This is a genomic window from Rickettsiales bacterium (genome assembly GCA_041396965.1).
Lineage (GTDB): Bacteria > Pseudomonadota > Alphaproteobacteria > Rickettsiales > SXRF01 > SXRF01.
This window is the reverse complement of the sequence record JAWKXN010000001.1, coordinates 1,273,333-1,298,515: the sequence shown is the minus strand read 5'-3', so window position 1 is coordinate 1,298,515 and position 25,183 is coordinate 1,273,333. Positions and strand designations below refer to the sequence as shown.

The following is a 25,183-nucleotide window of genomic DNA, read 5'->3' as shown; positions in this document are numbered from 1 at the left end:
CCTATTTCTCTCCTGCCGCAGATGGCACGTCTAGTCCCTTTTCACTGTAGGTTTTTAACTTATTCCTAAGTGTTCTGATTGATATACCAAGAATATTAGCGGCGTGTGTGCGGTTTCCAAGACAGTAGTTCAGAGTGTCAAGAATAAGCTCTTGTTCAACACTTTCAACTGATCTGCCAACTAGAGGATTATTTTTTATATTTTGGCTTTGATTTTCCTCACTAATATTAACAGTGGTATTTTCCTGACTATCTCCTGATATATTGTTTTGGTAGTTATCATTACTTTCACTTAAATAAATAGCGTCAGCGTCAATTTTATCACCACTAGCTAGCAACACGCTACGGTGGATGGTATTTTCTAATTCACGTACATTACCCTTCCAGCCATAATTCTCTAATTTTTTAACTGCCTCATCTGTCAAAGGTTTTATTGGCAATGAATTAGCCTTTGAGTATTTTTCAATAAAATATTCAGCTAGTATTTTTATATCCTGTTTTCTATCACGCAGAGAAGGCATGTTAATAGTTATAACATTTAGACGAAAATATAGATCCTCTCTAAATGTTCCTTTTTTTACCTCTTCTTCCATGTTACGGTTTGAGGTGGCGAGTATTCTTATATTAACTTTTACCGGTTTATTACCACCGACTCGGTCTATTTCTCTTTCTTGCAGAACCCTAAGCAGCTTTGATTGAAGCCGTAGATCCATCTCGCTTATCTCATCAAGCAATATCGTTCCACCGTTTGCTTCCTCAAACTTACCTATGCGTTTTGACACAGCGCCGGTAAACGCTCCTTTTTCATGCCCAAACAGTTCAGCTTCTAGCAATGCCTCAGGAATCGCCGCGCAATTCACACATATCATAGGACCAGAGGCTCTTTTACTTTTAGAATGTATATATCTTGATATTACTTCTTTACCAGTACCAGATTCTCCGGTAATCAGCACGCTAGCGTCGCTAGGAGCTATCTGATCCGCCATATCAATAGTTTTTTTGGTAAGAGGGTCAGCGTAAATTATAGACTTATTTTCCTCAGTAATGGCTTCTAACACCGCCGCTATCAACTCCTCATTAGGTGGTAGAGGTATATACTCTTTCGCTCCTGATTTAATAGCCTTCACCGCAGCGTCTTTATCAGCTTGTAGACCGCAGGCAATAACGGTAAGATTGAACCGTTCTCTCATAAGTGAGTTAACTAACTTTTCAATATCTTCTCTTACTTCTATCATTATCAAGTCAGCGCCCTTACCACTCCTAAGAGAATTCATCGCCGCCTCAATATCAGAGGCATGAGTGACATTAGCCCCACGCGAGCGAGCTATACTGCTGGCTGTTCCCAGTTGACCATATAGTTCACCTATTATAAGTAGTCTCATTTTTTATCCCGTTTTTTATTATATTATTAGTTTTTCTCAGTTTTAATAATTTCTGTCATAGTAACACCAATCCTGTCTTCTACTACTACAACCTCTCCTTTTGCCACTAACCTATTATTTACGAATATATCTATCGGCTCTCCTACTTTTTTATCAAGCTCAATAACCGCGCCACGACCAAGCTTTAATAGCTGATTTACTTGCATGCTGGCACGACCAAGAACAACTGTTATTTGTACCGGTATATCAGATACCGTATCAAGACTTAGGCTATCAGCGACCGCTCTATCACCAAACCCTGATACTTCTTCAACCACCTCATCTGTCATAAATTACTCCTTGTTTTCTACATCGTTAAAGTTTTTATCACTACCATCATCACAATTTCCACCATTTTGCTGAACAACTTCATTCTCAATAGAATCTACTTGTTCATTTGTTTTTATGCTATCACCAGCTATCATATCGTCTATAAATTTTTCCACCTGAGACCATAATTTTTCCTGCGAATGTTCTATTGAACCATTTTTCCAACTAATATTGTAGTCATTTTCCGCTATAGCCTCATCACCAACTATTTTTATTCGTGAAATTATTTCCTCAGCATCTGGCACATTTTTAATTTTATCCTCAAAAACTTTTGCTACACGCTGATTCATAGATATTATTACTTGTTCTTCACTTATCAGCAAATTAGCGCAATGTCTCGCCGCGTTTGATATTACATTTTGATAATTTTCTAACAAAGCCTGCTTCGCGATTTTTTTCGCTATTGATAAGGCAAGTAAGGGCATATCCTCAGTTAGTTTAAGGCAGTGCGCTCGGTATTGCCCAAATATAGGGGGAAAAGCCTGAGTGAGATTTCCAAGCCCTTCCATTAATATGCGCTCAACATCAGCCTGCTCACTCTTTACCTTGTTTTCTCCCTCTTTGGTTCCGTCAAGAAAACCTTGCTTATATCCTTCCTGCCTAGCGTTATTTAGCTCTTCCTCACTAAATGTAGGTGGAGGAGGGGGTAAATCCTCTTCTTCCTTTTTGGGTTTAGCGAAGCGTTCTTTGCGGATTTCACGATTGGTGACGTTGTTTTCATCAAACTCCTTAAATGTTAGAGGTGAGATAAGCATATTTTACTATTTCCTGCCTGTGTCTAATAATTCATCTAATAAACTAACTGTTCATCGCCACCGTCACCGGCGATCATAATCTCACCTTTAGCAGCCAGATCTTTCGCGATATTTACAACATGTGTCTGTGCCTCATCAACGTCCTTTATACGCACAGGTCCCATATTTTCCATTTCCTCACGTAATATCTTACCAGCTCGCTCTGACATATTGCCAAGAAATAGCTCTTTTATTTCGTCCGACGCGCCTTTTAGAGCTACTCCTAACTTTGTTTTATCAACCGTACGCAACAATACCTGAATTCCCGCGCCATTGATTTTTAGTAGATCCTCAAACGTAAACATCAAAGCACGTACTTTTTCCGCTGATTCAGCGTTACGTTCCTCTAGCTTGCCCATAAACTTAGTTTCCGCGCTACGGTCAAAATTATTGAATATTTCCGCCATCATTTGGAAACTATCAGTTGCCTGACGTTTCGCTAGATTACTCATGAATTCCATACGCAGGGTTTTTTCTATGCCATCCATCACCTCTTTTTTAACAGTTTCCATAGACAACATTCTAGTGATTACTTCCATAGTTAACTCTTCCGGTAGATTCATCAATACTCTAGCTGCGTGCTCAGCTTTAACCTTTGATAGAACGACAGATATGGTCTGCGGATATTCATTTTTAAGAAAATTAGCGAGAATCTCCTCACTAACATTTCCAAGCTTATCCCATGTGGTTCTTCCAGCGGGACCTCTTATTTCTTCCATTATCCCATCGACACGATTTTTGCCCAAAGCTTTTATTAGCAATCTTTCAGTTGAGTCATAATTTCCTACCAATGCTCCTGATTCTGATACTTGATCAGCGAAATCATGGAATAACCTTTCAACGGAATCAGCATCAACTTGTCCTAAAGTTGACATTATATTTGATATTTCTCTTATCTCATCATCATCCATAAGAGCGAAAAGTTTTACCGCGCTTTCCTCACCAATCGCCATTAGGAACATCGCAGCTTTTTGCGGTCCTGATATTTTTCTTAAATCTTCTTTTCCCTCTTTAGGCTGTGTCTTTGCCATAAATTAAACCTTGCTATTATTATCCGTTTATAGTTTCGCTATGACTGTTTCATAATCCATTGTCTTAAAACACCCATAGTCTCCTCAGGATATTTCTCTACAATCTCATTAATTTTGGTCATTGAGGAAGATCTCATTCCACCTTTTATGTTAGCGACATCAATCATCACATCAGGTTCTGTGGATTCTAAAGTAGCGCTAAGTTCACTTCCTATGTTTTCAGGGTTGCTATTAGGATTTGGTAGTCTTTCAACAGAAGTTGTAGTTCCTTGTATAAGAGAAACTTCATTATTAACCCTCTCGCTAGGCGTTTGCATCCCTTTTCCTAGTTTTGACACCGCTGGTCGTAGTACCAGCAATATCGCGAGTATCGCTACCACAGAAATAATAAGTGTTTGGACAATAGATTGCAGTTCAAGGCGGAAACGCTCGAAGAAAGAAGTTTCTGTCATATCAAGGCTATCTTGAGTGAATTGCATATTTACAAGCTCTATCTTGTCACCACGTTGCTCATCATAACCTATAGCTGATTTTACCAGTGTCGTAAGTTTTTTGATTTCATCATCAGTACGTGGTGAATAAATTGACTCTCCAGTATCGTTTTCTTTATATGTCCCATCAACCAACACCGCTACTGATATTTTTTTAAGATTCCCAGCCTCTTTTACTTGGTTCTGTATAGTCTTAGATATTTCATAGTTAGTAGTTTCATTCGTTTGCTCAATATTTTTGTTGCTACCGCCACCAGCAGCGTTATTTGCCGCTCCTTGAGGAAGGTTATTGGCTACACTTACATTGCCGCCACCAGCGCCATCTAAAGAATTTTCTTTTTGATTGCTAGATTGGGTGGAGCGAGCCACTTGTCCATCAGGGTCGTACTTTTCTGAATTGATAACCACACGGTCAAAATTAATATCAGCGGCAACCTGTACCCTTACTTTTCCTATTCCTATAACTTTTTCTAGCAACTCCTCTAATGCTTTTTCAGTACGCTTCTCATATGCCATTTTATATTCAGTAGCATTGCCTGAAAGACCGGCTATACTGTCGGTACCATCACCACTTGCTAGCAACTTACCATGATTATCAACTATAGTAACCCTTGATGGGTTAAGGGAGGGTACTGCCGACGCTATAATATGGGTAATTGAGTTAACCTCATTCCTTTCCAGTGAATTACCACCAAACATTTTTATAATAACCGATGCGCTTGGTTCTTCTTTGGTTCTAGAAAACAGCTCCTTTTTAGGGACAACCAGATGTACTCTCACTGTATCTATACCGTTTATAGATGAAATTGTTCTGGCTAACTCCCCTTCCAAAGCTCGGAGCATATTTACATTCATTACGAAGCTTGAGCTACCAAAACTCTCCGAACGATCAAATATTTCATATCCAACTATTGAGCCGCCTGATGGAATTCCTTGCTCCGCCATGCTCATGCGCAAGCGAAGCACCTTATCAGCTGGCACAGAGATTTGTGACCCATCAGCTGAAAGACTATAGGGTATGCTTGATTTTTCCAGTTCGCTTACGATTCTTGAGCTATCTTCTAGTGTAAGACCAGTATAAAGAGGAGACATTCCTGCTTTTGACATCTGAAACGCTAACATCATGAAAAAGCCTAGTAATAGCACCCCAACGCCAACTATTATCCCTAAGCGAAGATTACCAAGCCCTTTCATCGTTCCCATTACTGATTCCATATTGATTTTTACTCCGCTTTCTGATTATATTACGATATTTTTTATGATATTATAAAGAGTTACATTAAAAATATTTATAATAAGTTAATATAGGGAAAAAATTTCCTATAACATGATAAAATACATTTGGACTGCTTACGCAAGCAAAATATTATTGTTATTTGTTAAATATTTATCGCTAAAAGCTAAATTAAAAACTTAAGAGTTTGGTAATATATGATAGCCATGTAATTGGGCGTGAAATGGTTCATATTGTCCTATTATGGAGCTATAAATTTTCTTATTTGCCCTCGTATTGTACTTAACGCGATAAGCCAATTTTCATATACATAAAATTTATTTCACATTTTATCTAATTTATGATAGGCTAATTCTTGTTGTTACAACATAAATTCTACTACTAATAAATCAATGGAGGGTATAAAAATGAGCTCTATAGCACAATATCATGCGATAACAGCCTATAAAGAGGTGATAGCCGATAACGTGGATGTTTATTTTAACTATCTTTATTACGCTTCTATTTTGTATATCGCTTTATATTCCCTTTACCATTTAGCTGGTGTGAACGGGGCTTGCAGTTAGTTCCATAGTAGTTTTTATCTTATGAAGAATATACGGAGTTCCCGTTAATGAGGGTTGCTGTTTATCCTGGTACTTTTGATCCTATAACCGTTGGGCATATGGACATTATAAGGCGTGCCCTTAATATATCCGATCGCCTGATAATAGGGGTGGCTCTGGATACCGGCAAAGAGCCAGTATTTGATATTTCTATGCGTGGTGGGTTGGTAGAGGAGGATTTATCTCTGCTTGGTAAGGATAGCGCTAGGGTGGAGGTCAAAACATTTTCTGGATTACTAGTAAATTTTGCTGAGGAAGTAGGAGCTAATATGGTGGTACGTGGTCTGCGCGCGGTATCAGATTTTGAGTATGAATTCCAGATGACTTGTATGAACGCTAGACTGAAACCGGAGATAGAAACGGTTTTTCTTACCGCGTCTGAGGATACGCATTTCATCTCATCACGTTTTGTCAAGCAGATAGCAAGGCTAGGCGGTGATATATCATCATTTGTGTCACCAAATGTAGCTCGGCATCTCCATTCCTATTTTTCTTCTATACATTAGCATACACAAATATTTCTTGTAAAAGTTTGTTGACTTTCTGCCTGTTAATGCCTAATGCCTATCTACTGTGTGGTAATTATCTTATTTTATTATGGCGGGTGTAGCTCAGTTGGTTAGAGCGCCAGATTGTGATTCTGGATGTCGCCGGTTCAAATCCGGTCACTCGCCCCATTCACTGCTGGTCTTAGAGGGTTTGCTTTTCGCCGCTGTATCATAGAAGAAGGGTTGTATCATAGAATATATTCTTATAGCTCTATTATTTCTGGTTTTCTACGGTAAATTCTCAATATTTCGTTGAAATTTTATCTTACATATATTAAGACTCGGTAATATAATTATACCGAATTATTTTTCGTGTTATATTTACGGTATATTTGGGGATATATTTAGCTCACTATCAGGGTAAGTAGAGTAGTTCATATGTTAAAAAAAACTATAATAATCATTTCGTTGCTAGCGTTATCTGGCTGTATAAAAACCGCCTCAACAAGTAAAATATATACCGCTGATGGTAATAAAGGATATTCCGTTAATTGTTCTGGAGCAGACAAGGATTGGGGATATTGCTACCAAAAAGCCGGAGATTTATGTAAGGAAAGAGGTTATGACGTGCTGGAAGTAACTGGTGAGGCCGGTACCGTAACCTCTATGAAGTCATCCGCTGGTGTATCAACCGCTAAAACCTCAACAGTCCATAATCGGATTATGGTAATAGAGTGTAGGCGCATAATTTCCACAGAAACTTACCCATTGCCGCTTGATTCGTTATAAGAATTGTCTAAGGCAGGTGCAAATATCTATCCTAAGTTAAATGTCCCGTTACATTTGATCAGGATGCCGCTAAACATTGTGGTATGAAACTACTATAGTTAGTAAACTACTTTTATTCTAAATATCAGTCTCTACTTTTTTTTGCCAAGTTAAGCGTAGTGCCCAGCCGATAGCTATTATGTCAATTACCTCTTGCGCTATGGCTCCGCCGACTGGTGATAGGTTTCCGGTAGCGGCGAATCCCATTCCGATAAAGCTTAATATCATGCCACCCACGGCGCTTTGTATCGCCACACGACGCATATCCTCACTTATATGGATAAGCTCATCAACTTTGGTTAGGGTATTTTCCATTATCACCGCGCCCGCCGCTTCCGCTGTTACGCTGCTTGCTTGACCAAAAGCAATGCCAACGGTTGCCGCTGTTAGGGCGGGAGCGTCATTTATGCCATCTCCCATAAATAATGTCGGACTATTTTTTGTTTCTTTACGTACCAAAGCTAATTTTTGTTCTGGTGTTTGTGATGATAACATATCTTTTATTCCCATTAACCCAGCAAGGTAGGAAACTTCTGATTCACGGTCGCCAGATACCAACATTATTTTAGTAAATTGATGATTGGGAGCTAGGTGATTAATAAAGGAGTGCCCATCCTCTCTTGCCGCGTCACGAAAAATAAAGGTGGCGGCATATTTGCCATCCACAATTATAACACATTCAAGACCAGCCTCGCTTTCTGGCAGTTCGTTAAGTAATTCAGGTTTATCAATGCTAATCTTTTTGCGGCTGGTTATTTTTATTTCTTTTCCACCAACCACTCCGCTAAGTCCAAAACCAGCTTTTTCTGATACGCTTTGTGCTTCTTGTAATTCTATTCCTAGTTTTTTAGCTTTTCTGATGATGGCGTGTGATAGAGGATGTTTAGAATATTGCTCAATGGTCGCGACAACCGATAAAATATCATTCTTATCAAATTCCCTAGCTGTTTTTATGTCGGTGATTTCCGGTATACCGTAGGTTAGTGTTCCTGTTTTATCAAAAATAGCTGTCTTGCAAGTTGGCAATCTCTCTAACACAGTGGGATCTTTTATGATTATGGCATGCTTCGCCGCTAATGAAATGGCGCTTATTATTGTTATGGGAATAGCGATTAGTAGTGGGCAGGGGGTGGCGACTACTAAAACCGCTAGAAACCTTATGGAATCACCAGTAAAATACCACGCTAATACCGCGATTAACAAAGCGATAGGGGCGAATATAGCTCCTATCTGATCGCCGAGCCTACGCATAGCTGGTCTTTTTTCCTCAGCTTCACGCATTACGTGCATTATCTTGGCGTAACGAGAGTCAGATGGTAATTTTTCTGCTTTGATAGTAAGTGGTGACTCTCCATTGATAGAACCAGAGATAACAGAAGAACCTTTGGCTTTAGATATATGGTATGGCTCTCCAGTAAGATATGACTCATCCATAGTGCTGTGACCATCTATAACCGTTCCATCAACCGGACAAGTCTCATGCGGATACACAACTATGCTATCGCCAATTTTTATATCACTGATGGCTATTTCCAAAATCTCATTACCATTTTTTCGGTAAGCTATTGTTGGCATTCTTTCAGCTAACGCTGACAGAACGGATGATGCTTTGCGCATAGCGTATTCTTCCAGAGCTTGTCCGCCAGCAAGCATTATTATTATCAGAACCGCCGCCAAATATTCGCCGACGATAGCCGCCGTGACTAACGCGATAGCCGCTAATATATCCGCCCCCATATCTAGCTTTATGAGTTGTTTTATTATATTGAGCAGTAAAGGAATGGAGCCGATAATGGTAACTATTTGTAGTGGGATATTTTTTATATCCTCAGGCAAAGAGAAATATAGCGCTATCGCCAGCAGCGATAACGTCACTAATATGATGTGCTGTGAAAATATAAAGGATTTACTGATGGCACAGCCGCATATTCTTATAGCATTTTTCATTTATCCTCGTACGTCGTTATCCTACGGTCTCATAAAATTCACCTAGTAAAACCTAGGCTAAAATTTTATTCGTCTTGGCTGCCTAGTACGATAATAAAGCAGAAACGCTATATATCGTCGTTCATAAGCTTACGATACTATTAAAGAACAAACCCACACAAGTATAATATTGTAGCTATTACAAATATGATATGTCATAGCAGTGCTATATTTATTAAATAATTGAATTATATATAAAAATATAGCATTAATTATATAATGGAAATATCATTATTTCATAAAAATGTAACATTAATTATATAATGGAAATATCATTATTTCATAAAAATGTAATATTTTTTATGGATAAATTAATGTATATTAATTTTATGAGAAAAGAAGAAATAGATTTTGACGATTGTAAGCGTAGATGGAGAGAGGCTCCACGCTTAAAAGGAGTTATGAACAATGCATTTAATAGACTTGCGGGTGGTAAAGAAGGAGTTCCGCCTATATCAGCTATGAAATCTATAGATCTTAGCTTGTTAAAGCACGATGCCGCTCTTAATGAATTTGCGAAATCATATATAGCTAATACCGGACATTTTCGTAGACATTTTACAGCAAGTATACCGTATGTACTTCAGCAAGATATAAATTTAGGAAACGCCATCACGGAGTTCGTAAAGGAAGAAGAGAAAAAGAAAAGTGGAGAACCGGTATCAGTATGGACTGTTGGTAATTCTGAAGGTGTTCTTGCGAGAACTATTTCTTATATGTCAAAAGGAAATGTCCATACTCTTACCAATAATGAAGCGATTGAGAATTTACGGCATTTCAATAGAAATAAATATGATTCTGACCATTTTCATCATGCACCATTCTTTGAGGTTACATCAGAAACCTTGAAAGAATTAAAATTACCAGAGAAATTTTCTGCTATACACCAGAGTTGTACATTTCAAATGTTTTCTTCTGATAGGAAAGAGCAAGTTGCTTATATTTCTAAATTTCTTGATAATGATGGTGTGTACACAGCTATAGAAAAATGTACAACATCTCTTGATGAGTATATAAACAGAGAAGCGCAAAAAGATGAAAAATTTAAATCAAGATATTTTACAAAAAGACAAATAGAGGAGAAAAAAGGAAGTGTATTACAGGAAATGTCTAGGGGTATGGTACCGTTAGAAAAGTTAATAAAAGATACAGCATATTCATTTCCTCATATTGCTATAGTATGGAATAGTGGGAATTTTTATACTATAGTAGCGTCAAAGAATCCAGAAAGTGTCAAGAGGTTTTGCTCTCATCTTATGTCTCCACTTATACCAAAAGAATTTAACTATCATAAAGAACTACCTGATAAAGCATCAGGACTTAAGGGTGTAGATCTACAATTTCGTGAACCAGAGGTTTTTACGAATATAAGTGATGTAGCTCGTTTCTCAAAGATGCATAAACACATAAACCCTGAAAAAAGAGATAGAGTCCTCAGCAGATAACTTACAATTTATCTTAGTGATTGACCATTATCCATATGTGGTTGCCGCATTCTCTCGGCAAGTATAGCCTCAGCCATGCTACCTTTCTTGATGGTAGCCAAGTTATTAGGAAATACCTTATTAAGAGAGCTAAGAATATTTTCCCTGCGTACTTCTGCCATAGAATGTTTTCTATTGTTATCTTTAGCGAATTTAAGGGCTTTCTCCCGCAAGCGATTTGCTATCTTCGCTCCTAGTTCACTAGCGCTAAATTCAGGGTGCCATTGTACTCCAATTACAAATTGTCCTTTTAGTTTACCTTTTGGATCCGCCTCAACTGCTTCTATTACCTTGCTACCATTTTCTTTTGAGTAGGCGGATTCTTTCAAACCCTCGCCAATTTTACCCATAGCTTGATGATGAATGCTATTCTCATCATAAACAAGATTCTTATGTGTTGGTATAAACATGGAAAGTAGAGAAGAATCAGCAATATCAGCAAGGCTAGAGCCTCTTTTTATCTGAACGGGATGTACGGGAATAAATGGAGCTATATTATGTAACTGTTGATTATGGTCATCATGCCCAGTTGTGTCCGGTATATGTTGTTGTAGATCGCCACCAAGCATAACGTTGAGCCGCTGCGTGCCTCCACAAATAGTAAGTAACGGCATTTTAATATCTAGCGCTTTACCCATTATCATATATTCATAGTACGCACGGTTTTGGTTTTCCGGTCTATCAAACTCAGATTTTGTTTTTTTGTGTCTCGTTTGGTTGTAGTTATTTGGATCTAAATCCATATCATTACCCATTATCACCAGAGCGTCTATTTTTTCTACGTCCTTTGCCGGATCCCGTCGTTCGTGATTTCCTAAAAACATGGGAATCGCTCCAGAACTCGCGATCTGGGTCATCATGGCACGTACCGAAGAATTATCGGAACTAGCGCCACTAATGCCAATTACTGGTATATGATTTTGAAAAAACTCCATAATTAGTAATTATTAGTACATATTTAATTATTTTTCTAGTTACATTTTTATTACATTAACTTTATAAAGTTACTGGAATATTTACCTTTCTGCCCTATATTCCAACCATGAATATTATTGAAAAACAAAAACAACTTGAGGAGTTTTGCTCTAAGGTAAGTAAGGATGATTATATTACCATAGACACGGAGTTCATCAGGGATAAGACATATTTTCCTAAGCTCTGCCTTATTCAGATAGCAGGGAGTGATGCTGCCGCGCTTATAGACCCTCTTGCTGATAAGATAAATCTTGAGCCGGTATTTAAGCTTCTGCGAAATGATAGGCTTATAAAAGTATTCCATGCTTGTAGGCAGGATATAGAGATATTTTATTTGCTTTCAGGAGAGATTCCAAAAAATATTTTTGATACTCAGATAGCCGCGTCAATGTGTGGTTATGGTGAATCGGTATCATATGAGAATTTAGTGAACAGGATAGTAAAGCAAGAGCTAGATAAAACCTCACGTTTTACGGACTGGTCAGCTCGTCCGCTCTCAGAGAAACAGCTCGCGTACGCTCTTTCTGATGTAACACATTTGCGTGGAGTATATGAGCATTTGCGCTCTAATATAAAAGATGCCGGACGTATGTCATGGGTCATAGAAGAGCACGAGGAATTGTATAATCCATCATTATATAAAGTAGACCCACAAAATGCTTGGAAACGCCTTAAATATGGCACTATGCGTCCTAAAAACTTGGCTATACTTAGAGAGATAGCGGCGTTTAGAGAAAATGAGGCGAGAGTAAAGAATGTGCCAAGAGGTCGGGTGTTAAGGGATGACGCTTTACTGGAAATCGCCTCAGTTATACCAAAAAATGAGGATGAGTTCAAAAAACTGCGCGCCATTGATAAAGGTATAGCGAAGAAAAAAGCCCAGCAGATAATGGAATGTATAAATATAGCGCTGGCTTTACCAAGTTCTGAATATCCACAACAAAAAAAGAGACATAAAACACCAGACAACATTAATAGTATAATCGCTATGCTACAGTTGTTGCTAAAAGTAAAAGCTGATGTTAATGGTATCGCGCCATCTATAATCGCTGATAAAAAAGAATTAGAAGCGGTGGCTATGGGTGACGATAAAAGTCAGCTTCTGACAGGGTGGCGTTATGATGTTTTCGGTAAGGACGCTAAACTACTTATTTCTGGAAAACTGAAACTGTCATTAAACCCTGACATTAGTAAAGTAGTTTTTGAGGTGGTATAGAACCATACTACTAATATACTACTAATGGATAGTTCTGGATTCTTGCAGAGGCACTCTTTTTTCAGCCTCATAGCGCTCAACAAATGAACGAGTAGGGATAGGGTTGTTATATTCTACAGCAGTCCGTTTTGGCGCGATACCTTCTTTATTATATGAAGAAGATGCTGGTATCGCTTGCGGATAAGTAGCTTGCTTATCACTAATACCATTAAATTTATCGCTCATAGTTTTTATAACACCACGTGTTTTGCCAATAACATTTCGGTTCGTTGGAACACTACCCATTTTTATACCAGATCTTTGTCCTTCTACTGAAAAGGCGAGTTCTGAAACACGGACTTTTCCAGAGTTTAGATTATCAACAATTTCCTTCAGTGGTATATGTTTGCCAAAGCTATTTACAATTTCTTGTTTTTCATGAATGGCTAGTTTGTCATATTCTTTACCGTAAGCCTCATTTATAAAGTCGGATATTTCTTTATTAGCACTGACAAACACACCCATTACCCGCTCACGGCTGATAGCTCTTCCTTTTTTATGCAGGCCATCAAGTTCGGCTATACGTTCTTGGGTGGTTACTTTTTCTATATCAAATATTTTTTTGCCCAGCCAGTTCATAGGCTTCTCAATTGTCTGGTGTACGGCTACACCAATAGCCGCCTTGGCCGCGTAATATCCTATTGTGCCTTGTTCAATAACTGCTGACAATGCCTCTGTTACTCCTGTCCCAACACCTGGTATCGCTAAACCGCCTGTAGAGAATACCGAACCGACAATGGCGACAGTTGTAAGAATGGAAGCTATAGAAACAATTGTACCAACCGTTTTACTTACTTTAAGTTTTTTAAGGAAATTTGAGAAAGTCTTATTTCCAGCGATACCATGTTCGGGATCACCTTTTGCTACCGCTTGTAAATCCTTATTAGTTACATCATCAGGTATTTTTCCAAGTTTCGCGCCAACCTCATATTTATACATCTCACGCAAATTCTTAAGACGTTTATCATATGAACGCTGGTTTAATATAACGCCGATTGCGGAGACAAAACCTACGACTGGAAGGCTGAAAATAGAATTAGCCGTAGCAGAGGCAGTGATAACAGCACCCTCTTTGCCCACCATATGACCGGCGGCGTGTCCAGCTTTATCTTTATATGTACTAAGTTCGTCAGCCACTTTTTAATATATACTCCTATTCCATTGTATATATTACATTAAAATACTCTCTATAAATGTGACAGTTTAATGAAAATTATAAATAATTTATAGGGTTACAGTAATATGTGATAGGATTATGACATAGCCAAATATTCACGGGTCAGCTTAACATAATTATCGGCAGATTCATTGATAAACTGCTGTTCTTCCTCAGTTAAATCACGAAAATACTTGGCAGGGCTACCAGCCCATAATTGCCCTTTGGGAATACGCTTATTTGGTGTAACCAGCGCACCAGCCGCCACCTGCGCCCCTGATTCAACTACCACACCATCCATTAAGGTTGCTCGCATGCCGATAAAACAGCCATCTTCCAATGTGCAACCGTGTAACAATGCACCGTGACCAACAGTCACATTATCACCAATAATCGTTGGATTAGTCTTACGAGTAACGTGAATAACCGTACCATCTTGAATATTAGTACGGCTGCCAATACTAATATAATTGACATCACCACGCACCACACAACCAAACCATATGCTAGAATCAGTACCAATTTCAACGTCACCAATTACCGCTGCACCAGCAGCAATAAATGCCTCATCATAAACACTAGGAAATTCACCATCTGGTGCATATTCGCCCTTATAAGGTAGAATCATAGGTGAGGTTGTGACCATAAAATACTCCTGCTTTTTATTCTTACACTATCTATTATTACGGGAATATAGCGGAAAATTCTAGTCCAGTTTTTTCTGATAGTCCGAACATTATATTCATGTTCTGAACCGCTTGTCCTGAAGCCCCTTTCATTAGATTATCAGTGACACTTACTATAATAGCCCGATTTTTAATTCTGTCAGGAAATATATTTATCATGCAATCGTTGGTTCCTCTTACCTGACTGGTTGACGGCAGCACACCTTCCGGTAGTACATGGACAAAATACTCACTATCATAACTATTATGTAATTTTTTCCGTATGTCGTTAATCGTAATTCCATCGCTTAGATTAACATATATTGTAGAGAGTATACCACGATTCATCGGCATCAAATGAGGGGTAAAAGTAACCGATATATCGCTTCCGGCGGCGATACTTAAATTCTGCTCAATCTCTGGTAAATGACGATGACCACCAACGCCATAAGCTTTTATTCCCTCATTAGTTTCGCTATATAGATTTGCCTGAGTAACACTCCTGCCGGCTCCGGTAACTCCAGATTTAGCGTCAATAATAATACCATTTTCACTAATCATTTTGCTAGAAAGTAATGGTATAAGTGGCAGACTGGAGGTTGTTGGATAACATCCAGGATTGGCGATAAGATGTGAATTCTTTATTTTATCACGATTATGCTCACATAGACCGTAAACCGCCTCTTTCTGTAATTCCATTGCCTTGTGTTTATGACCATACCACTGAGCGTATGTATCCGTGTCATGTAAACGGAAATCTGCTGATAGATCTATTATTTTAAGGTTCTTTGGAAGAGAGGATATAACCGATTGTGTCGTACCATGTGGCAAGCAGCAGAACACCAAGTCAGTACCAGAGAAATCCACCTCATCTATAGAAATAAGCTTTGGCAAATTCTTAAAATGGAGATGTGGGTATACTTCACTGATATGCTTGCCAGCCTGTGAATCAGCGGTCAGATTGACGATATTAGCGTTAGCGTGAGTAGACAGGATTCTTATTAACTCCGCTCCTGTATATCCACTTGCTCCGATAATAGTGATATTGATTTTATCTCTCATAAAAGCCAACCCTATAATAATTTTGCTAGATACAAAAAAAGCACCATACCGGTGCTTTTTTAATAAAAGATATATGCACCAGATTAACGTTTAGAGAATTGGAAGCTACGGCGAGCTTTCTTATGACCATATTTCTTACGTTCAACCACACGGCTATCACGAGTAAGGAAACCACCCTGACGTAGCGGTTTATGGAAAATATCATCATATTTCTCAAGAGCACGACTTATTCCGTGACGAACAGCTCCCGCCTGTCCTGATAAACCACCGCCAGAAACTGTGCATATTACATCAAAATTACCGACTCTATCAACAGTCTCAAATGGCTGATTTATAATCATGCGTAGCACCGGACGAGCGAAATAGTCACTGAAATCACGACCATTTACCGTCACTTTCCCAGTGCCTCTCTTAATGAAGACCCGAGCTACAGCGTCCTTACGCCTGCCAGTTCCATAACATATAATTTCCTTCTCCGCGTTACCTACAGAAGCTTTTTTGGAAATGGTAGTTTTTTCTTTAGCGGATGATTTTGTCGTTTTACTAACCGTTTTTGTCGCTGCTTTTGCCACTTTTATTACCTCTTATTCTTCGGATTTTTTGTTGCGAAATCATATATTTCAGGATTTTGCGCGGTATGAGGATGCTCGCTACCACCATACACTTTCAGCTTTTTCATTTGAGCGCGAGCAAGCGGACTTTCTTTCGGCATCATCCGTTCAACCGCTTTCAAAATAACACGTTCAGGATGCGCTCCCTCCAAGACTTTCTCAGGATTTGTCGTCTTGATTCCACCAGGATGACCGGTATGGCGGTGATACAGTTTATTTACACGCTTTTTTCCAGTAAGCTTAACCTTATCGGCGTTTATCACGATAACGTTATCGCCGGTATCAATATGTGGAGTAAAAATTGTCTTATTTTTTCCACGCAGAATCTTCGCCACGTCAGAAGCTAGACGACCCAAAACCACTCCACTAGCATCTATAAGTAACCATTTTCTGGATACTTCAGACGGCTTTGCTGAATATGTATTCATAAAATACAGCACCTTAACTAATAAAATTAAAATAACATAATAAAAAGATGCTGGAATTTATTGCAACATATAACTTAAGTCAATAGCTAATTTATATGTCTTTTTAGGATTTTGCTCAACTAATCGCTATTGAATACCTTAAAGCGCATACCGCCAAATATAGCGTCTACTGTATTTCCCTCGCCAAGTGGTAGCAGGCATTGCCGGTATTTCACAAGATCGTTATGAGAATTTCTGAATTCGCCCTCATTTATAAGAGGAAGGCAAGTGGTTGCCACCCTATTGTAACTACCAGCCAGTTTGCTGGCGTTTAGAGAGGCTATATCCTGATGTTCATTGCCTGATAAATCGCCTTCATAGGCTTTTCTTATGGCGCTTCCAAGATAGGTGTAGTTGTAATCTGGTTTGGCTAGGTCTTTTATATGCAATAGAAAGCAATAATCCCATAAATCTTGAAGATAATCAGGGTCAATATCAACCTCTGTTGGCATTGACCTATCACCTCTCAACCTTTCCCAGTATGCTAGCAATCTGAGAGTGATACGGCGTTCTTGCATATATGAACTTTCTAAAATCGCGTTACAATATCACAAATATACAATCATAATTATATTTTCTATGTATTAACAACAGGTTTAGAAACAGGTGGTATTTTATTATAAAAAACAATAATTTTGATGGATTCACAGAAAGTGGTGTAAAATATTAACTTTACAGGGGTTGTTACAGTATGTTTATCTTTTCGTTTATTCCACTTATATTAGCGGATAATGGAGATATTTTGGTAAGACTGCCATCTTTTAATCTAAGCGTGGGATAGTTGAATAAAGATATAAGATTTTCGTCATGTGTCGCTACTAATACTGTAGTACCCGTTTGATTCAAGGCTTCAAAAAGATACATAAAGCGTTGAGCTAGTTCAGAATCAAGATTACCTGTAGGCTCATCGGCAAGCAGTATATCAGGTTTAGTAATTACAGCTCTAGCAATCGCCGCTCGTTGTTTTTGACCACCAGATAATATGGCGGGTTTTGAGTTTTGATGTTCTGAAAGTCCAACCCATTCAAGCAACTCCAGAGCTTTTTCCGCGATAACATCCTCAGGCTCTCCAATAACTCTAAGTGGCAAAGACACATTTTCTAATATAGTTAGGTGTTCAAGCAATCGGTAATCCTGTAATACTATTCCAATTCTCCTTCTTAAAAACGGTAGCTCTTCTCTTTTCATCTCAGTTACGTTTTTATCAAACATATGAAATTTTCCGCTTATAGCTGGGATCTGTAATGATAGTAATGATAGCAAAGTGCTTTTGCCAGCGCCACTGGCTCCGGTAAGGAAATGGAATGAGCCACGAGATAAACTAAGCGATATATCTTTTAATATCGGTTGTCCGATGTTATATTCTATCGTTATATGTTCTAACGTCAGCATTAGTTTTTATTCTTTTAATTGGTTAGTAGTTAAATAAAAATTATAGCTATGATATTTCTAAAATAGAGATTATACAAATAATATGATTTTACAATGTAAAAACTGTAATGCTCGTTATCTTGTCGCTGACAGTGCGATTGGCGCTGGTGGCAGAACAGTACGTTGCGCTAAATGTTCGCATAGCTGGTTTCAGGAGCCTGTAATAGACAAAAATTCTTCTAATCAGGAGGCCATACCTGATTTCTCGGAGATGCTTGATAACATAAACGCTACGAGCAATGCCGCGAAAGCGGATTTTGATAGTTCAAAACTACCAGTCCCTAAGTTTGAGGTTCCTTTCGTTTTGAAAATGGTAGTCGCTTGTTTTGTAATTGTGGTGCTATCACTTTCCTTACTTATTTATAAGCCGGAATTAGTTGGTATAGAGCCAAGCAAGGGAATAGTTCTCGCCGATATAAAAATAGCGAAACAAATAGGAGAAGAATCAAAGATTTTTGAAATTAGTGGTAATATATTAAATAAGACCACAGATCCAAAAAAAGTGCCAAATCTTAGGGTGATGTTGGTGGATGGAACAGATTATCCTTTGCAATCATGGGAATTTGACAGTAATGGAAAAATATTAAAACCAGATGAGACAATGCCATTTAGCACTGGGGCACTCAATATAAAATTCTCCTTAGCGAAGCGCTTTATAGTTGATCTTGGTACATCAACGGAATTGATGCTAAGGGGTAAACCAGAACCGGAATTATAACAAATTAATTTATAATAATCATAATGGAAGATAAGCGTAAATCTGAAGATATTAAGATATTATTTTCCGCTGAGGAAATAAATCTAAGAGTCAGTGAATTAGCGGTAGATATTTCTAAAAAAGTAGCGAAGGATATAATGGTAATCTCTTTGCTTAAAGGAAGTTTTGTTTTTGCCGCCGATCTTATAAGAGCGTTACATTCTAACGGTGTACAGCCACAGGTTGATTTTATGACTTTAAGTAGTTATGGAAATAACATGACCTCAAGTGGAAAGGTTGAGATAATCCGTGATATAGTAGAGGATGTAAAGGGCAGGGATGTCCTCATTATTGATGACATATTTGAGTCAGGAAATACACTAGCTTTTGCCGCTAACTTAATTAAAGAAAGGCAGGCAAGAGACGTAAAAATAGCGATAATGCTACAAAAAATTGGCAAGGCGACAGCGAAGGTTAAAGCTGATTTTGTTGGTTTTGAGATAGATGATAAATTTGTGGTTGGTTATGGTCTTGATTACGCCAACTATTACCGAGAATTACCATATATCGGATTCATAAGTAGGGCTGATGAAGGTTAATGAACTGGAGAGCGTAAGGCATGAAGAATTAAGTAAATATATTTCACAATTCGCTTACTCTCAGTCGGAATTACAACGTCATACCGAGCGCAGACGAGGGATCTTTTATTTCCACCTACGCTCTTCATTTCCTCAATTTCCCAATTCCTAGCTTTATACTTCTTTCTTACTTAAGCTTATCATAACCCGGTAGGGTCAGAAATTCCACGAATTCAGCTTGTGACACCAGTTCAGTAAGCAGCTTCGCCGCTTGTTCATAAGGTAGGCCAGACTTAGGTAACTTATCCATTTCCTCTGATAAAAATTGTTCAAAAAGTGAAATGGTCACCGGACGACCATCCGCTAGAACTCCTTTGTCATGATGAATCCATTGCCATATTTGCGAGCGGGCGATTTCAGCGGTAGCCGCGTCTTCCATAAGATTGAATATAGGAACGCAGCCATTACCGTTAAGCCATGAAGCTAGATATTGTACGGAAACACTTATATTATTGCGCAATCCTGTCTCTGTTATATCGCCTTTAGCGACCGCTAGTAAATCATCGGCGCTAATGTTTACATCAGGAAGTTGTTTATCTAATTGGTTAGAATTTGGCATGAGCCGGTCAAATACTTCCATAGCCACAGGGATAAGACCGGGATGCGCTACCCATGTTCCGTCGTGACCATCACCAGCCTCACGTTCCTTATCAGCTCGCACCATAGCGAATGCCTTCTCGTTAGCCGCCTCATCATTTTTTACCGGTATGAAAGCGCTCATTCCACCCATAGCGAACGCGCCACGTTTGTGTGTGGTTTTAATAAGTAGTAACGAATAGGAGCGTAAGAAATGAGTGGTCATGGTAACAGCGGCTCTGTCTGGTAATACAAAATCAGGGCGCTTATAGAATTTTTTGATATAGCTGAATATATAATCCCATCTGCCACAATTAAGACCAACGCAATAATCTTTAAGTTCGTATAGAATCTCTTCCATCTCAAAAGCGGCGGTTATAGTCTCAATCAGTACGGTTGCCTTGATGCTTCCTTTGCTAAGAGCTAATTTTTTCTCAGCGAAATCAAATATATCAGCCCATAATCTCGCTTCTTCATGGGTTTCTAGTTTTGGCAAATAGAAATAAGGAGCAAGACCTCGTTCCATTAATTTTTTGGCGTTTAAGTAAAAATATATACCAAAATCAAGGAACGCCCCAGCTATTGGTTTACCGTTAAGCAGAACATGTTTTTCTTCTAAATGCCAGCCACGTGGACGTACGATTAAAACGGCTATTTTCTCGTTAAGCTCATATTTTTTCCCCTCAGGACTCACGTAAGAAAGTGTTCCATCCACATAATCACGAAGATTTATTTGACCATCCATCACTGAATTCCAGTTAGGGGTAAGTGAATCCTCAAAATCCGCCATAAATACTTTCGCGCCGCTATTTAGAGCGTTTATCATCATTTTACGCTCAACCGGACCAGTAATCTCAACTCGCCTATCTTGCAGTGGTTTAGGAATTGGCGCTACCTTCCAACTATTATCATCACGTATATTCTTAGTTTTAGGAAGGAAATCAGGTAAATTGCCAGCGTCAAACCATTTCTGTTTTTCTATACGTTTTTTAAGTAATTCATCTTTACGAGCGGTAAATTTCTCAGCTAATTCAGCGACGAATTGCTGCGCTTCAGGGATTAGTATAGATTTATACTCATCAGATAACGGTGCTGTAATGGTTAAGGTCATGTTTGTTCCCAATTTTAATTATTATGAATTTGAAATATATGTATTATTTGTTATTTATTCTTATAAATGGCTAACTTGCTAATTAACCTATAGTGAATTGGTATTATATTTTACAATTAAATGCAAGAAAGCTAACCATAATTTTTGCTTATTCAACATCATTTCTTAATTGTTTAGGGTTATCCAAATCATTGTATAATGACCATATTATGTCATAAATAAAATCCAAATACTTCAATAGTTCTGGAATAGTCATAAAATCTTCACATTATATTCATTTTCTTATTATGGTTAATAATGCTACATTAGAGACGTAACATGGCTATAATACGAATTATATAATTTTAAGTGCATGAAAGACGAAGATAATAAAGCCTCTCCGCCGCAAAGCCAGCCAGATTCGCAGAACCTTTCTCCTGCGAGCGCTCGCTCTGTGGATTCTCTTGCTCAGTTTCAGGTAGAAAAGCCAGAATTAAAGGCTGATAGAACTTGGTATAATTCAGTATTTACTCAGTTGCTCGCTCCTCTGGTCGCTACTCGTTATATATGGCTTGCTGCTGAAGAGATAAATCCTTTTAATTTTCTTGGTAAAACGCCCCCTAAGGTAAAACAAGGTGCCCAGCCATGGAAGGAGAAAAGTTTCTTTAGGTATGCTTCGCGTAACTTCGCCGCTTTTGGAATGGGTACTACGTTTCTTACTATAGTTGGGCTTTACAGTAAGAATACTTTGCATGACATAAAGAATATTTACGCTGAAGCTGTTGGTTATGAGCTTGGCAAAAAAACGGAGGATGTAACTCTTTCTGACGTATTCTTAAGAAGCAAGAATGAGGCGGTACAGATAACTAAAAAGGCTTATATTACCAGAACATTAATGCGTTTTACTACCGCTTCCGCTTTTTTTGTACCTTGGCATAAATTCAGGGATAAAGCCTTTAGAACACTAAAGCCAAAATATGACGTGAATGCCAATGCTGGTGTTGGTGCTATAGGTGTACATTTATATGGAGAAGGGTTTTTACGTAGACCATCATTTTTTGATCGCGAACAGAAATTGGTAAGTGATAAGATAAATCATAATGATATAAACCCTTATTCTGAAATACAGCCAGCGGAAATTCAGACATTACTTTATTTACATAGGAATAAGATATATAAGGATTATAGATCACCGCTTGGCGCTAGTGAACAAGCGCAAAACGACGTAAAGCTTTCCAATCATATAGCGAAGTTATTTAATATAACTTATGATAATATTCCGCAAACTGACAATAAAAGTTTTACCATAGGAAAGCTTAATTATCTTGTTGGTTTTAATCTGTTGGAGAAATACCCAGAAGCACTAGCGTATGTAGAGCTTGCCAATAAATCAACAGATATGAAAGAGGTAAAAGAAGCCGCAAGCGCGATCAAAAATGGAGAAGATTCCAAAAAAGTATTCGCCAGATACGATATTGATATGGATGCCATTAACAAAATGGAAGGTGAGGAGTTTTACGCTAAAGAAAGCAAATATAGAAAATTTACCGATACTATAAAGCCAAGATCTGTCTCGGAAAGTATCGCGGAAAAAATGAATAATGAGATAAAACCAAAATCACTTACGGATTACGCAAGAGAAGTCACAGGGAACTCTATTAGTCAACCTTCAGTATAATTTTATATAGGAAAATTATGAAAATATTTGCTTACGGTACTCTTAAAAAAGGTGGAATCCTCCATAAATATATGGAAGGAGCCAAGTATGTAAAAAGGAAAAAGCTGGTGGGATACGCGTTGTATCTATCTCCTGATGAGAAATACCCGCTTTTATACTATACTGGTAAGGAAAAAGACATTGTTGTTGGTGAAATGTGGAAGATTGACAAAAAAATAAAGCATAGGCTGGATAAACATGAGGCTGGCTATATCCTAAAAAAGATTATGGATTTGCCAATTATGACTTATTATCCAGAGCTTGATATACTTCACACCTGTAAGAAAATACCTAAAGATAAAAAAGGTAGGTATAATTTCAAAGTGAAATCTGGATTTTACAAAGGATTTTATGATAGCAAGATACTGCTTGCTTCATAAATTATAATGGTTTCTAATCATAAATAATTATGAACCAGCCAGTTCCAGATATTTCAGAGGATGATGTTAAAAGACTCATTAAAAGAGATTTTAGCAATGATAAGCTTGATGTAGTTTTAGATATTCTAAAAAAATACTCACAACAACACACTGATAAGTCAATCCTTAGAGTCTGGGCTGCTTGTGTAAAGCTTTCCGGTGGTAATATTACCTCTTTAGAGCATGCCATAAGTAAAGCTAAATGTGACTATAGGGATGTAATCGCTGAAGCCGAATATCCTCTATATAGTAAAAGCTGGTCGGTGATTTCGGAAATGTCTGATGAGGAGCGGAAAAAAATAATAGATTTAGATTGGCAAAACTATACTAATTGGCTTAATGAGGCTCTTTAAGATGATAACAGGAAATATAATAAATGAAAAGTGAAGCGATAAAAGCTCCAAAAGTTGGTTTTGTGAGTCTAGGATGCGCTAAAGCGTTAGTGGACTCAGAAAGAATATTAACTCAGCTAAGAGCGCAGGGTTATGAATTTTCCGGTGGTTATAATGACGCTGATGTGGTGGTGGTAAATACTTGTGGTTTTTTAGATAGCGCTAGAGAAGAGTCACTATCCGCTATTGATGAGGCGCTAACCGAAAATGGCAAGGTGGTAGTTACCGGATGTATGGGAGCTACACCAAACTTGATAAGCGATAAATTCCCGAATGTTCTATCGGTTACTGGTCCGGGTCAATATGAGTCAGTGGTTTCCGCTATTAATAAAGCGATTCCACCAGCGCACGCGCCATATCTTGATTTGTTGCCGCCGCAAGGAATTAAGTTAACGCCACGTCACTATGCTTACTTAAAAATATCAGAAGGTTGTAATAATAGCTGTTCATTTTGTATCATACCAAAATTAAGAGGAAAGCTAGTAAGTAGGAATATTACGGACGTAATGAAAGAAGCGGAAAATCTTGCGGCTTCTGGAGTGAAGGAACTTCTAGTCATATCACAGGATACTAGCGCTTACGGTGTTGATATAAAATACGCTAAGGGCAACTGGCGCGGACAAGAAATAGCTACTAGATTTTATGATCTATGCGCCGCGCTAGGAGAGCTTGGTGTATGGGTTCGTCTGCATTATGTTTATCCTTACCCGCATGTTAAAGACGCTGTCCAGCTAATGGCTGAAGGTAAGATATTACCTTACCTTGATATACCTTTTCAGCACGCTTCACCATCTATACTAAAAAAAATGCGCCGTCCCGCTAATCAAGAAAAAACTTTAGAGCAAATAGCTGATTGGCGTAATGTCTGCCCTGACATTACACTACGCTCAACTTTTATAGTAGGGTTTCCTGAAGAAACAGAAGAAGATTTTGAGTTTTTACTTGATTGGCTTGAGCAGGCGCAATTGGATAGGGTCGGTTGCTTTCGTTATGAGAATGTAGCGGAGGCTGATTCTAATTCTCTGCCAGACCATGTCCCGCAGGAAGTTGTTGAAGAACGTTGGAATCGTCTTATGGCTGTGCAGCAGGAAATAAGTAAAAACCGTCTTAAGCTTAAAGTAGGAAAAACCATTCCAGTGTTGATAGACGAGGTGGTAGAGCAGGGGGCTGTTGGCAGGTCACACGCCGACGCGCCGGAGATTGATGGTGTTGTTCACATAAGCAGCCACAAAAAAATACAGGCTGGAACCGTAGTAAATGTAAGTATTACAGACTCAGATGAGTATGATTTGTATGGTGAGTATTGATTATTATCCTGTATGTTAAACATAAAATTCCTCA

Annotated in this window: 26 protein-coding genes and 1 tRNA gene; 12 read left to right on the top strand and 15 right to left on the bottom strand. The window is 38.3% G+C overall.

Annotated elements, in window-relative coordinates; all coding sequences use genetic code 11:
- Position 1 precedes the first annotated feature (1 nt).
- From R3D71_06755 to fliF, 5 genes are read right to left on the bottom strand one after another with little or no spacing between them, the layout of a single operon-like run.
- On the bottom strand, positions 2-1,381 hold the full coding sequence (locus tag R3D71_06755; protein ID MEZ5691346.1) for a sigma-54 dependent transcriptional regulator: 1,380 nt from the start codon (positions 1,379-1,381) through the stop codon (positions 2-4).
- Between the two features lie 26 nt (positions 1,382-1,407).
- The gene (gene fliN / locus R3D71_06750) at positions 1,408-1,710 is read right to left on the bottom strand and encodes a flagellar motor switch protein FliN (protein MEZ5691345.1); all 303 of its coding nucleotides are present in this window, start codon (positions 1,708-1,710) and stop codon (positions 1,408-1,410) included.
- A 3-nt stretch (positions 1,711-1,713) separates the two neighbouring features.
- Entirely contained in the window at positions 1,714-2,505 is a 792-nt protein-coding gene (locus R3D71_06745; GenBank protein MEZ5691344.1) for a FliH/SctL family protein, read from the bottom strand.
- Positions 2,506-2,540: 35 nt separating this feature from the next.
- Complete coding sequence (fliG, locus tag R3D71_06740; protein ID MEZ5691343.1) at positions 2,541-3,575, bottom strand: flagellar motor switch protein FliG; 1,035 nt, start codon at positions 3,573-3,575, stop codon at positions 2,541-2,543.
- 38 nt (positions 3,576-3,613) lie between these two features.
- Positions 3,614-5,281 carry a flagellar basal-body MS-ring/collar protein FliF gene (fliF, locus tag R3D71_06735; GenBank protein ID MEZ5691342.1) on the bottom strand — a complete coding sequence of 556 codons (1,668 nt, stop codon included), beginning with the start codon at positions 5,279-5,281 and terminating at the stop codon, positions 3,614-3,616.
- Between the two features lie 426 nt (positions 5,282-5,707).
- Between fliF and R3D71_06730 the strand changes: the two genes are divergently transcribed.
- From R3D71_06730 to R3D71_06715, 4 genes are all read left to right on the top strand, one after another.
- Positions 5,708-5,866: a hypothetical protein gene (locus tag R3D71_06730; GenBank protein MEZ5691341.1), complete on the top strand. Its 159-nt coding sequence runs from the start codon at positions 5,708-5,710 to the stop codon at positions 5,864-5,866.
- A 47-nt stretch (positions 5,867-5,913) separates the two neighbouring features.
- The gene (gene coaD, locus R3D71_06725) at positions 5,914-6,411 is read left to right on the top strand and encodes a pantetheine-phosphate adenylyltransferase (protein ID MEZ5691340.1); all 498 of its coding nucleotides are present in this window, start codon (positions 5,914-5,916) and stop codon (positions 6,409-6,411) included.
- 94 nt (positions 6,412-6,505) lie between these two features.
- Positions 6,506-6,582, top strand: a tRNA-His gene (locus tag R3D71_06720).
- A 249-nt stretch (positions 6,583-6,831) separates the two neighbouring features.
- Positions 6,832-7,182 carry a hypothetical protein gene (locus R3D71_06715; GenBank protein ID MEZ5691339.1) on the top strand — a complete coding sequence of 117 codons (351 nt, stop codon included), beginning with the start codon at positions 6,832-6,834 and terminating at the stop codon, positions 7,180-7,182.
- Positions 7,183-7,299: 117 nt separating this feature from the next.
- Here the strand turns inward: R3D71_06715 and R3D71_06710 are convergent, their stop codons facing one another.
- On the bottom strand, positions 7,300-9,168 hold the full coding sequence (locus R3D71_06710; protein MEZ5691338.1) for a heavy metal translocating P-type ATPase: 1,869 nt from the start codon (positions 9,166-9,168) through the stop codon (positions 7,300-7,302).
- Positions 9,169-9,536: 368 nt separating this feature from the next.
- On the opposite strand from R3D71_06710, the gene R3D71_06705 reads away from it, so the two are divergent.
- On the top strand, positions 9,537-10,652 hold the full coding sequence (locus R3D71_06705; GenBank protein ID MEZ5691337.1) for a hypothetical protein: 1,116 nt from the start codon (positions 9,537-9,539) through the stop codon (positions 10,650-10,652).
- Positions 10,653-10,660: 8 nt separating this feature from the next.
- On the opposite strand, the gene R3D71_06700 is transcribed toward R3D71_06705, so the two are convergent.
- Positions 10,661-11,626 (bottom strand): gamma-glutamyl-gamma-aminobutyrate hydrolase family protein, encoded by a 966-nt coding sequence (locus tag R3D71_06700; protein MEZ5691336.1) that lies wholly within the window; start codon positions 11,624-11,626, stop codon positions 10,661-10,663.
- A gap of 107 nt (positions 11,627-11,733) precedes the next feature.
- Between R3D71_06700 and rnd the strand changes: the two genes are divergently transcribed.
- Positions 11,734-12,882, top strand: coding sequence for a ribonuclease D (gene rnd, locus R3D71_06695; protein ID MEZ5691335.1), 1,149 nt, complete (start codon positions 11,734-11,736; stop codon positions 12,880-12,882).
- A 21-nt stretch (positions 12,883-12,903) separates the two neighbouring features.
- Here the strand turns inward: rnd and R3D71_06690 are convergent, their stop codons facing one another.
- The 7 genes from R3D71_06690 to R3D71_06660 form a co-directional block, all read right to left on the bottom strand.
- Positions 12,904-14,058, bottom strand: a complete 1,155-nt coding sequence (locus R3D71_06690; GenBank protein ID MEZ5691334.1) for a hypothetical protein — start codon at positions 14,056-14,058, stop codon at positions 12,904-12,906.
- 116 nt (positions 14,059-14,174) lie between these two features.
- Entirely contained in the window at positions 14,175-14,723 is a 549-nt protein-coding gene (locus tag R3D71_06685) for a DapH/DapD/GlmU-related protein (GenBank protein MEZ5691333.1), read from the bottom strand.
- Positions 14,724-14,760: 37 nt separating this feature from the next.
- Entirely contained in the window at positions 14,761-15,804 is a 1,044-nt protein-coding gene (gene argC / locus R3D71_06680) for an N-acetyl-gamma-glutamyl-phosphate reductase (GenBank protein MEZ5691332.1), read from the bottom strand.
- An 83-nt stretch (positions 15,805-15,887) separates the two neighbouring features.
- Positions 15,888-16,271, bottom strand: a complete 384-nt coding sequence (gene rpsI / locus R3D71_06675; GenBank protein ID MEZ5691331.1) for a 30S ribosomal protein S9 — start codon at positions 16,269-16,271, stop codon at positions 15,888-15,890.
- A gap of 110 nt (positions 16,272-16,381) precedes the next feature.
- Positions 16,382-16,843 (bottom strand): 50S ribosomal protein L13, encoded by a 462-nt coding sequence (gene rplM / locus R3D71_06670; protein MEZ5691330.1) that lies wholly within the window; start codon positions 16,841-16,843, stop codon positions 16,382-16,384.
- Between the two features lie 119 nt (positions 16,844-16,962).
- Positions 16,963-17,400, bottom strand: a complete 438-nt coding sequence (locus R3D71_06665) for a PAS domain-containing protein (GenBank protein MEZ5691329.1) — start codon at positions 17,398-17,400, stop codon at positions 16,963-16,965.
- A gap of 166 nt (positions 17,401-17,566) precedes the next feature.
- Entirely contained in the window at positions 17,567-18,274 is a 708-nt protein-coding gene (locus R3D71_06660; GenBank protein ID MEZ5691328.1) for an ATP-binding cassette domain-containing protein, read from the bottom strand.
- Between the two features lie 82 nt (positions 18,275-18,356).
- On the opposite strand from R3D71_06660, the gene R3D71_06655 reads away from it, so the two are divergent.
- A complete protein-coding gene (locus tag R3D71_06655) occupies positions 18,357-19,031 on the top strand; it encodes a zinc-ribbon domain-containing protein (GenBank protein MEZ5691327.1) in 675 nt (224 codons plus the stop codon).
- A gap of 23 nt (positions 19,032-19,054) precedes the next feature.
- Entirely contained in the window at positions 19,055-19,609 is a 555-nt protein-coding gene (hpt, locus tag R3D71_06650) for a hypoxanthine phosphoribosyltransferase (GenBank protein MEZ5691326.1), read from the top strand.
- Positions 19,610-19,775: 166 nt separating this feature from the next.
- On the opposite strand, the gene aceB is transcribed toward hpt, so the two are convergent.
- Positions 19,776-21,335 carry a malate synthase A gene (aceB, locus tag R3D71_06645; GenBank protein ID MEZ5691325.1) on the bottom strand — a complete coding sequence of 520 codons (1,560 nt, stop codon included), beginning with the start codon at positions 21,333-21,335 and terminating at the stop codon, positions 19,776-19,778.
- Positions 21,336-21,687: 352 nt separating this feature from the next.
- On the opposite strand from aceB, the gene R3D71_06640 reads away from it, so the two are divergent.
- From R3D71_06640 to rimO, 4 genes are read left to right on the top strand one after another with little or no spacing between them, the layout of a single operon-like run.
- Complete coding sequence (locus R3D71_06640; protein MEZ5691324.1) at positions 21,688-22,992, top strand: hypothetical protein; 1,305 nt, start codon at positions 21,688-21,690, stop codon at positions 22,990-22,992.
- 17 nt (positions 22,993-23,009) lie between these two features.
- Positions 23,010-23,411 carry a gamma-glutamylcyclotransferase family protein gene (locus tag R3D71_06635; GenBank protein MEZ5691323.1) on the top strand — a complete coding sequence of 134 codons (402 nt, stop codon included), beginning with the start codon at positions 23,010-23,012 and terminating at the stop codon, positions 23,409-23,411.
- A gap of 29 nt (positions 23,412-23,440) precedes the next feature.
- Positions 23,441-23,803, top strand: coding sequence for a hypothetical protein (locus R3D71_06630; GenBank protein MEZ5691322.1), 363 nt, complete (start codon positions 23,441-23,443; stop codon positions 23,801-23,803).
- Between the two features lie 23 nt (positions 23,804-23,826).
- Positions 23,827-25,149: a 30S ribosomal protein S12 methylthiotransferase RimO gene (rimO, locus tag R3D71_06625; GenBank protein MEZ5691321.1), complete on the top strand. Its 1,323-nt coding sequence runs from the start codon at positions 23,827-23,829 to the stop codon at positions 25,147-25,149.
- Positions 25,150-25,183: the final 34 nt, after the last annotated feature.

Bases quoted from the DNA above. Each gene is read 5' to 3' on its own strand.
- hpt (MEZ5691326.1), top strand. From the start codon at position 19,055: ATGGAAGATAAGCGTAAATCTGAAGATATTAAGATATTATTTTCCGCT.
- fliF (MEZ5691342.1), bottom strand. From the start codon at position 5,281: ATGGAATCAGTAATGGGAACGATGAAAGGGCTTGGTAATCTTCGCTTA.
- fliG (MEZ5691343.1), bottom strand. From the start codon at position 3,575: ATGGCAAAGACACAGCCTAAAGAGGGAAAAGAAGATTTAAGAAAAATA.
- coaD (MEZ5691340.1), top strand. From the start codon at position 5,914: ATGAGGGTTGCTGTTTATCCTGGTACTTTTGATCCTATAACCGTTGGG.
- R3D71_06685 (MEZ5691333.1), bottom strand. From the start codon at position 14,723: ATGGTCACAACCTCACCTATGATTCTACCTTATAAGGGCGAATATGCA.
- R3D71_06655 (MEZ5691327.1), top strand. From the start codon at position 18,357: ATGATTTTACAATGTAAAAACTGTAATGCTCGTTATCTTGTCGCTGAC.
- R3D71_06640 (MEZ5691324.1), top strand. From the start codon at position 21,688: ATGAAAGACGAAGATAATAAAGCCTCTCCGCCGCAAAGCCAGCCAGAT.
- R3D71_06700 (MEZ5691336.1), bottom strand. From the start codon at position 11,626: ATGGAGTTTTTTCAAAATCATATACCAGTAATTGGCATTAGTGGCGCT.
- R3D71_06635 (MEZ5691323.1), top strand. From the start codon at position 23,010: ATGAAAATATTTGCTTACGGTACTCTTAAAAAAGGTGGAATCCTCCAT.
- rnd (MEZ5691335.1), top strand. From the start codon at position 11,734: ATGAATATTATTGAAAAACAAAAACAACTTGAGGAGTTTTGCTCTAAG.
- R3D71_06710 (MEZ5691338.1), bottom strand. From the start codon at position 9,168: ATGAAAAATGCTATAAGAATATGCGGCTGTGCCATCAGTAAATCCTTT.
- aceB (MEZ5691325.1), bottom strand. From the start codon at position 21,335: ATGACCTTAACCATTACAGCACCGTTATCTGATGAGTATAAATCTATA.
- R3D71_06705 (MEZ5691337.1), top strand. From the start codon at position 9,537: ATGAGAAAAGAAGAAATAGATTTTGACGATTGTAAGCGTAGATGGAGA.
- fliN (MEZ5691345.1), bottom strand. From the start codon at position 1,710: ATGACAGATGAGGTGGTTGAAGAAGTATCAGGGTTTGGTGATAGAGCG.
- rimO (MEZ5691321.1), top strand. From the start codon at position 23,827: ATGAAAAGTGAAGCGATAAAAGCTCCAAAAGTTGGTTTTGTGAGTCTA.
- R3D71_06660 (MEZ5691328.1), bottom strand. From the start codon at position 18,274: ATGCTGACGTTAGAACATATAACGATAGAATATAACATCGGACAACCG.
- argC (MEZ5691332.1), bottom strand. From the start codon at position 15,804: ATGAGAGATAAAATCAATATCACTATTATCGGAGCAAGTGGATATACA.
- R3D71_06665 (MEZ5691329.1), bottom strand. From the start codon at position 17,400: ATGCAAGAACGCCGTATCACTCTCAGATTGCTAGCATACTGGGAAAGG.
- R3D71_06745 (MEZ5691344.1), bottom strand. From the start codon at position 2,505: ATGCTTATCTCACCTCTAACATTTAAGGAGTTTGATGAAAACAACGTC.
- R3D71_06715 (MEZ5691339.1), top strand. From the start codon at position 6,832: ATGTTAAAAAAAACTATAATAATCATTTCGTTGCTAGCGTTATCTGGC.
- R3D71_06755 (MEZ5691346.1), bottom strand. From the start codon at position 1,381: ATGAGACTACTTATAATAGGTGAACTATATGGTCAACTGGGAACAGCC.
- R3D71_06630 (MEZ5691322.1), top strand. From the start codon at position 23,441: ATGAACCAGCCAGTTCCAGATATTTCAGAGGATGATGTTAAAAGACTC.
- R3D71_06730 (MEZ5691341.1), top strand. From the start codon at position 5,708: ATGAGCTCTATAGCACAATATCATGCGATAACAGCCTATAAAGAGGTG.
- rplM (MEZ5691330.1), bottom strand. From the start codon at position 16,843: ATGAATACATATTCAGCAAAGCCGTCTGAAGTATCCAGAAAATGGTTA.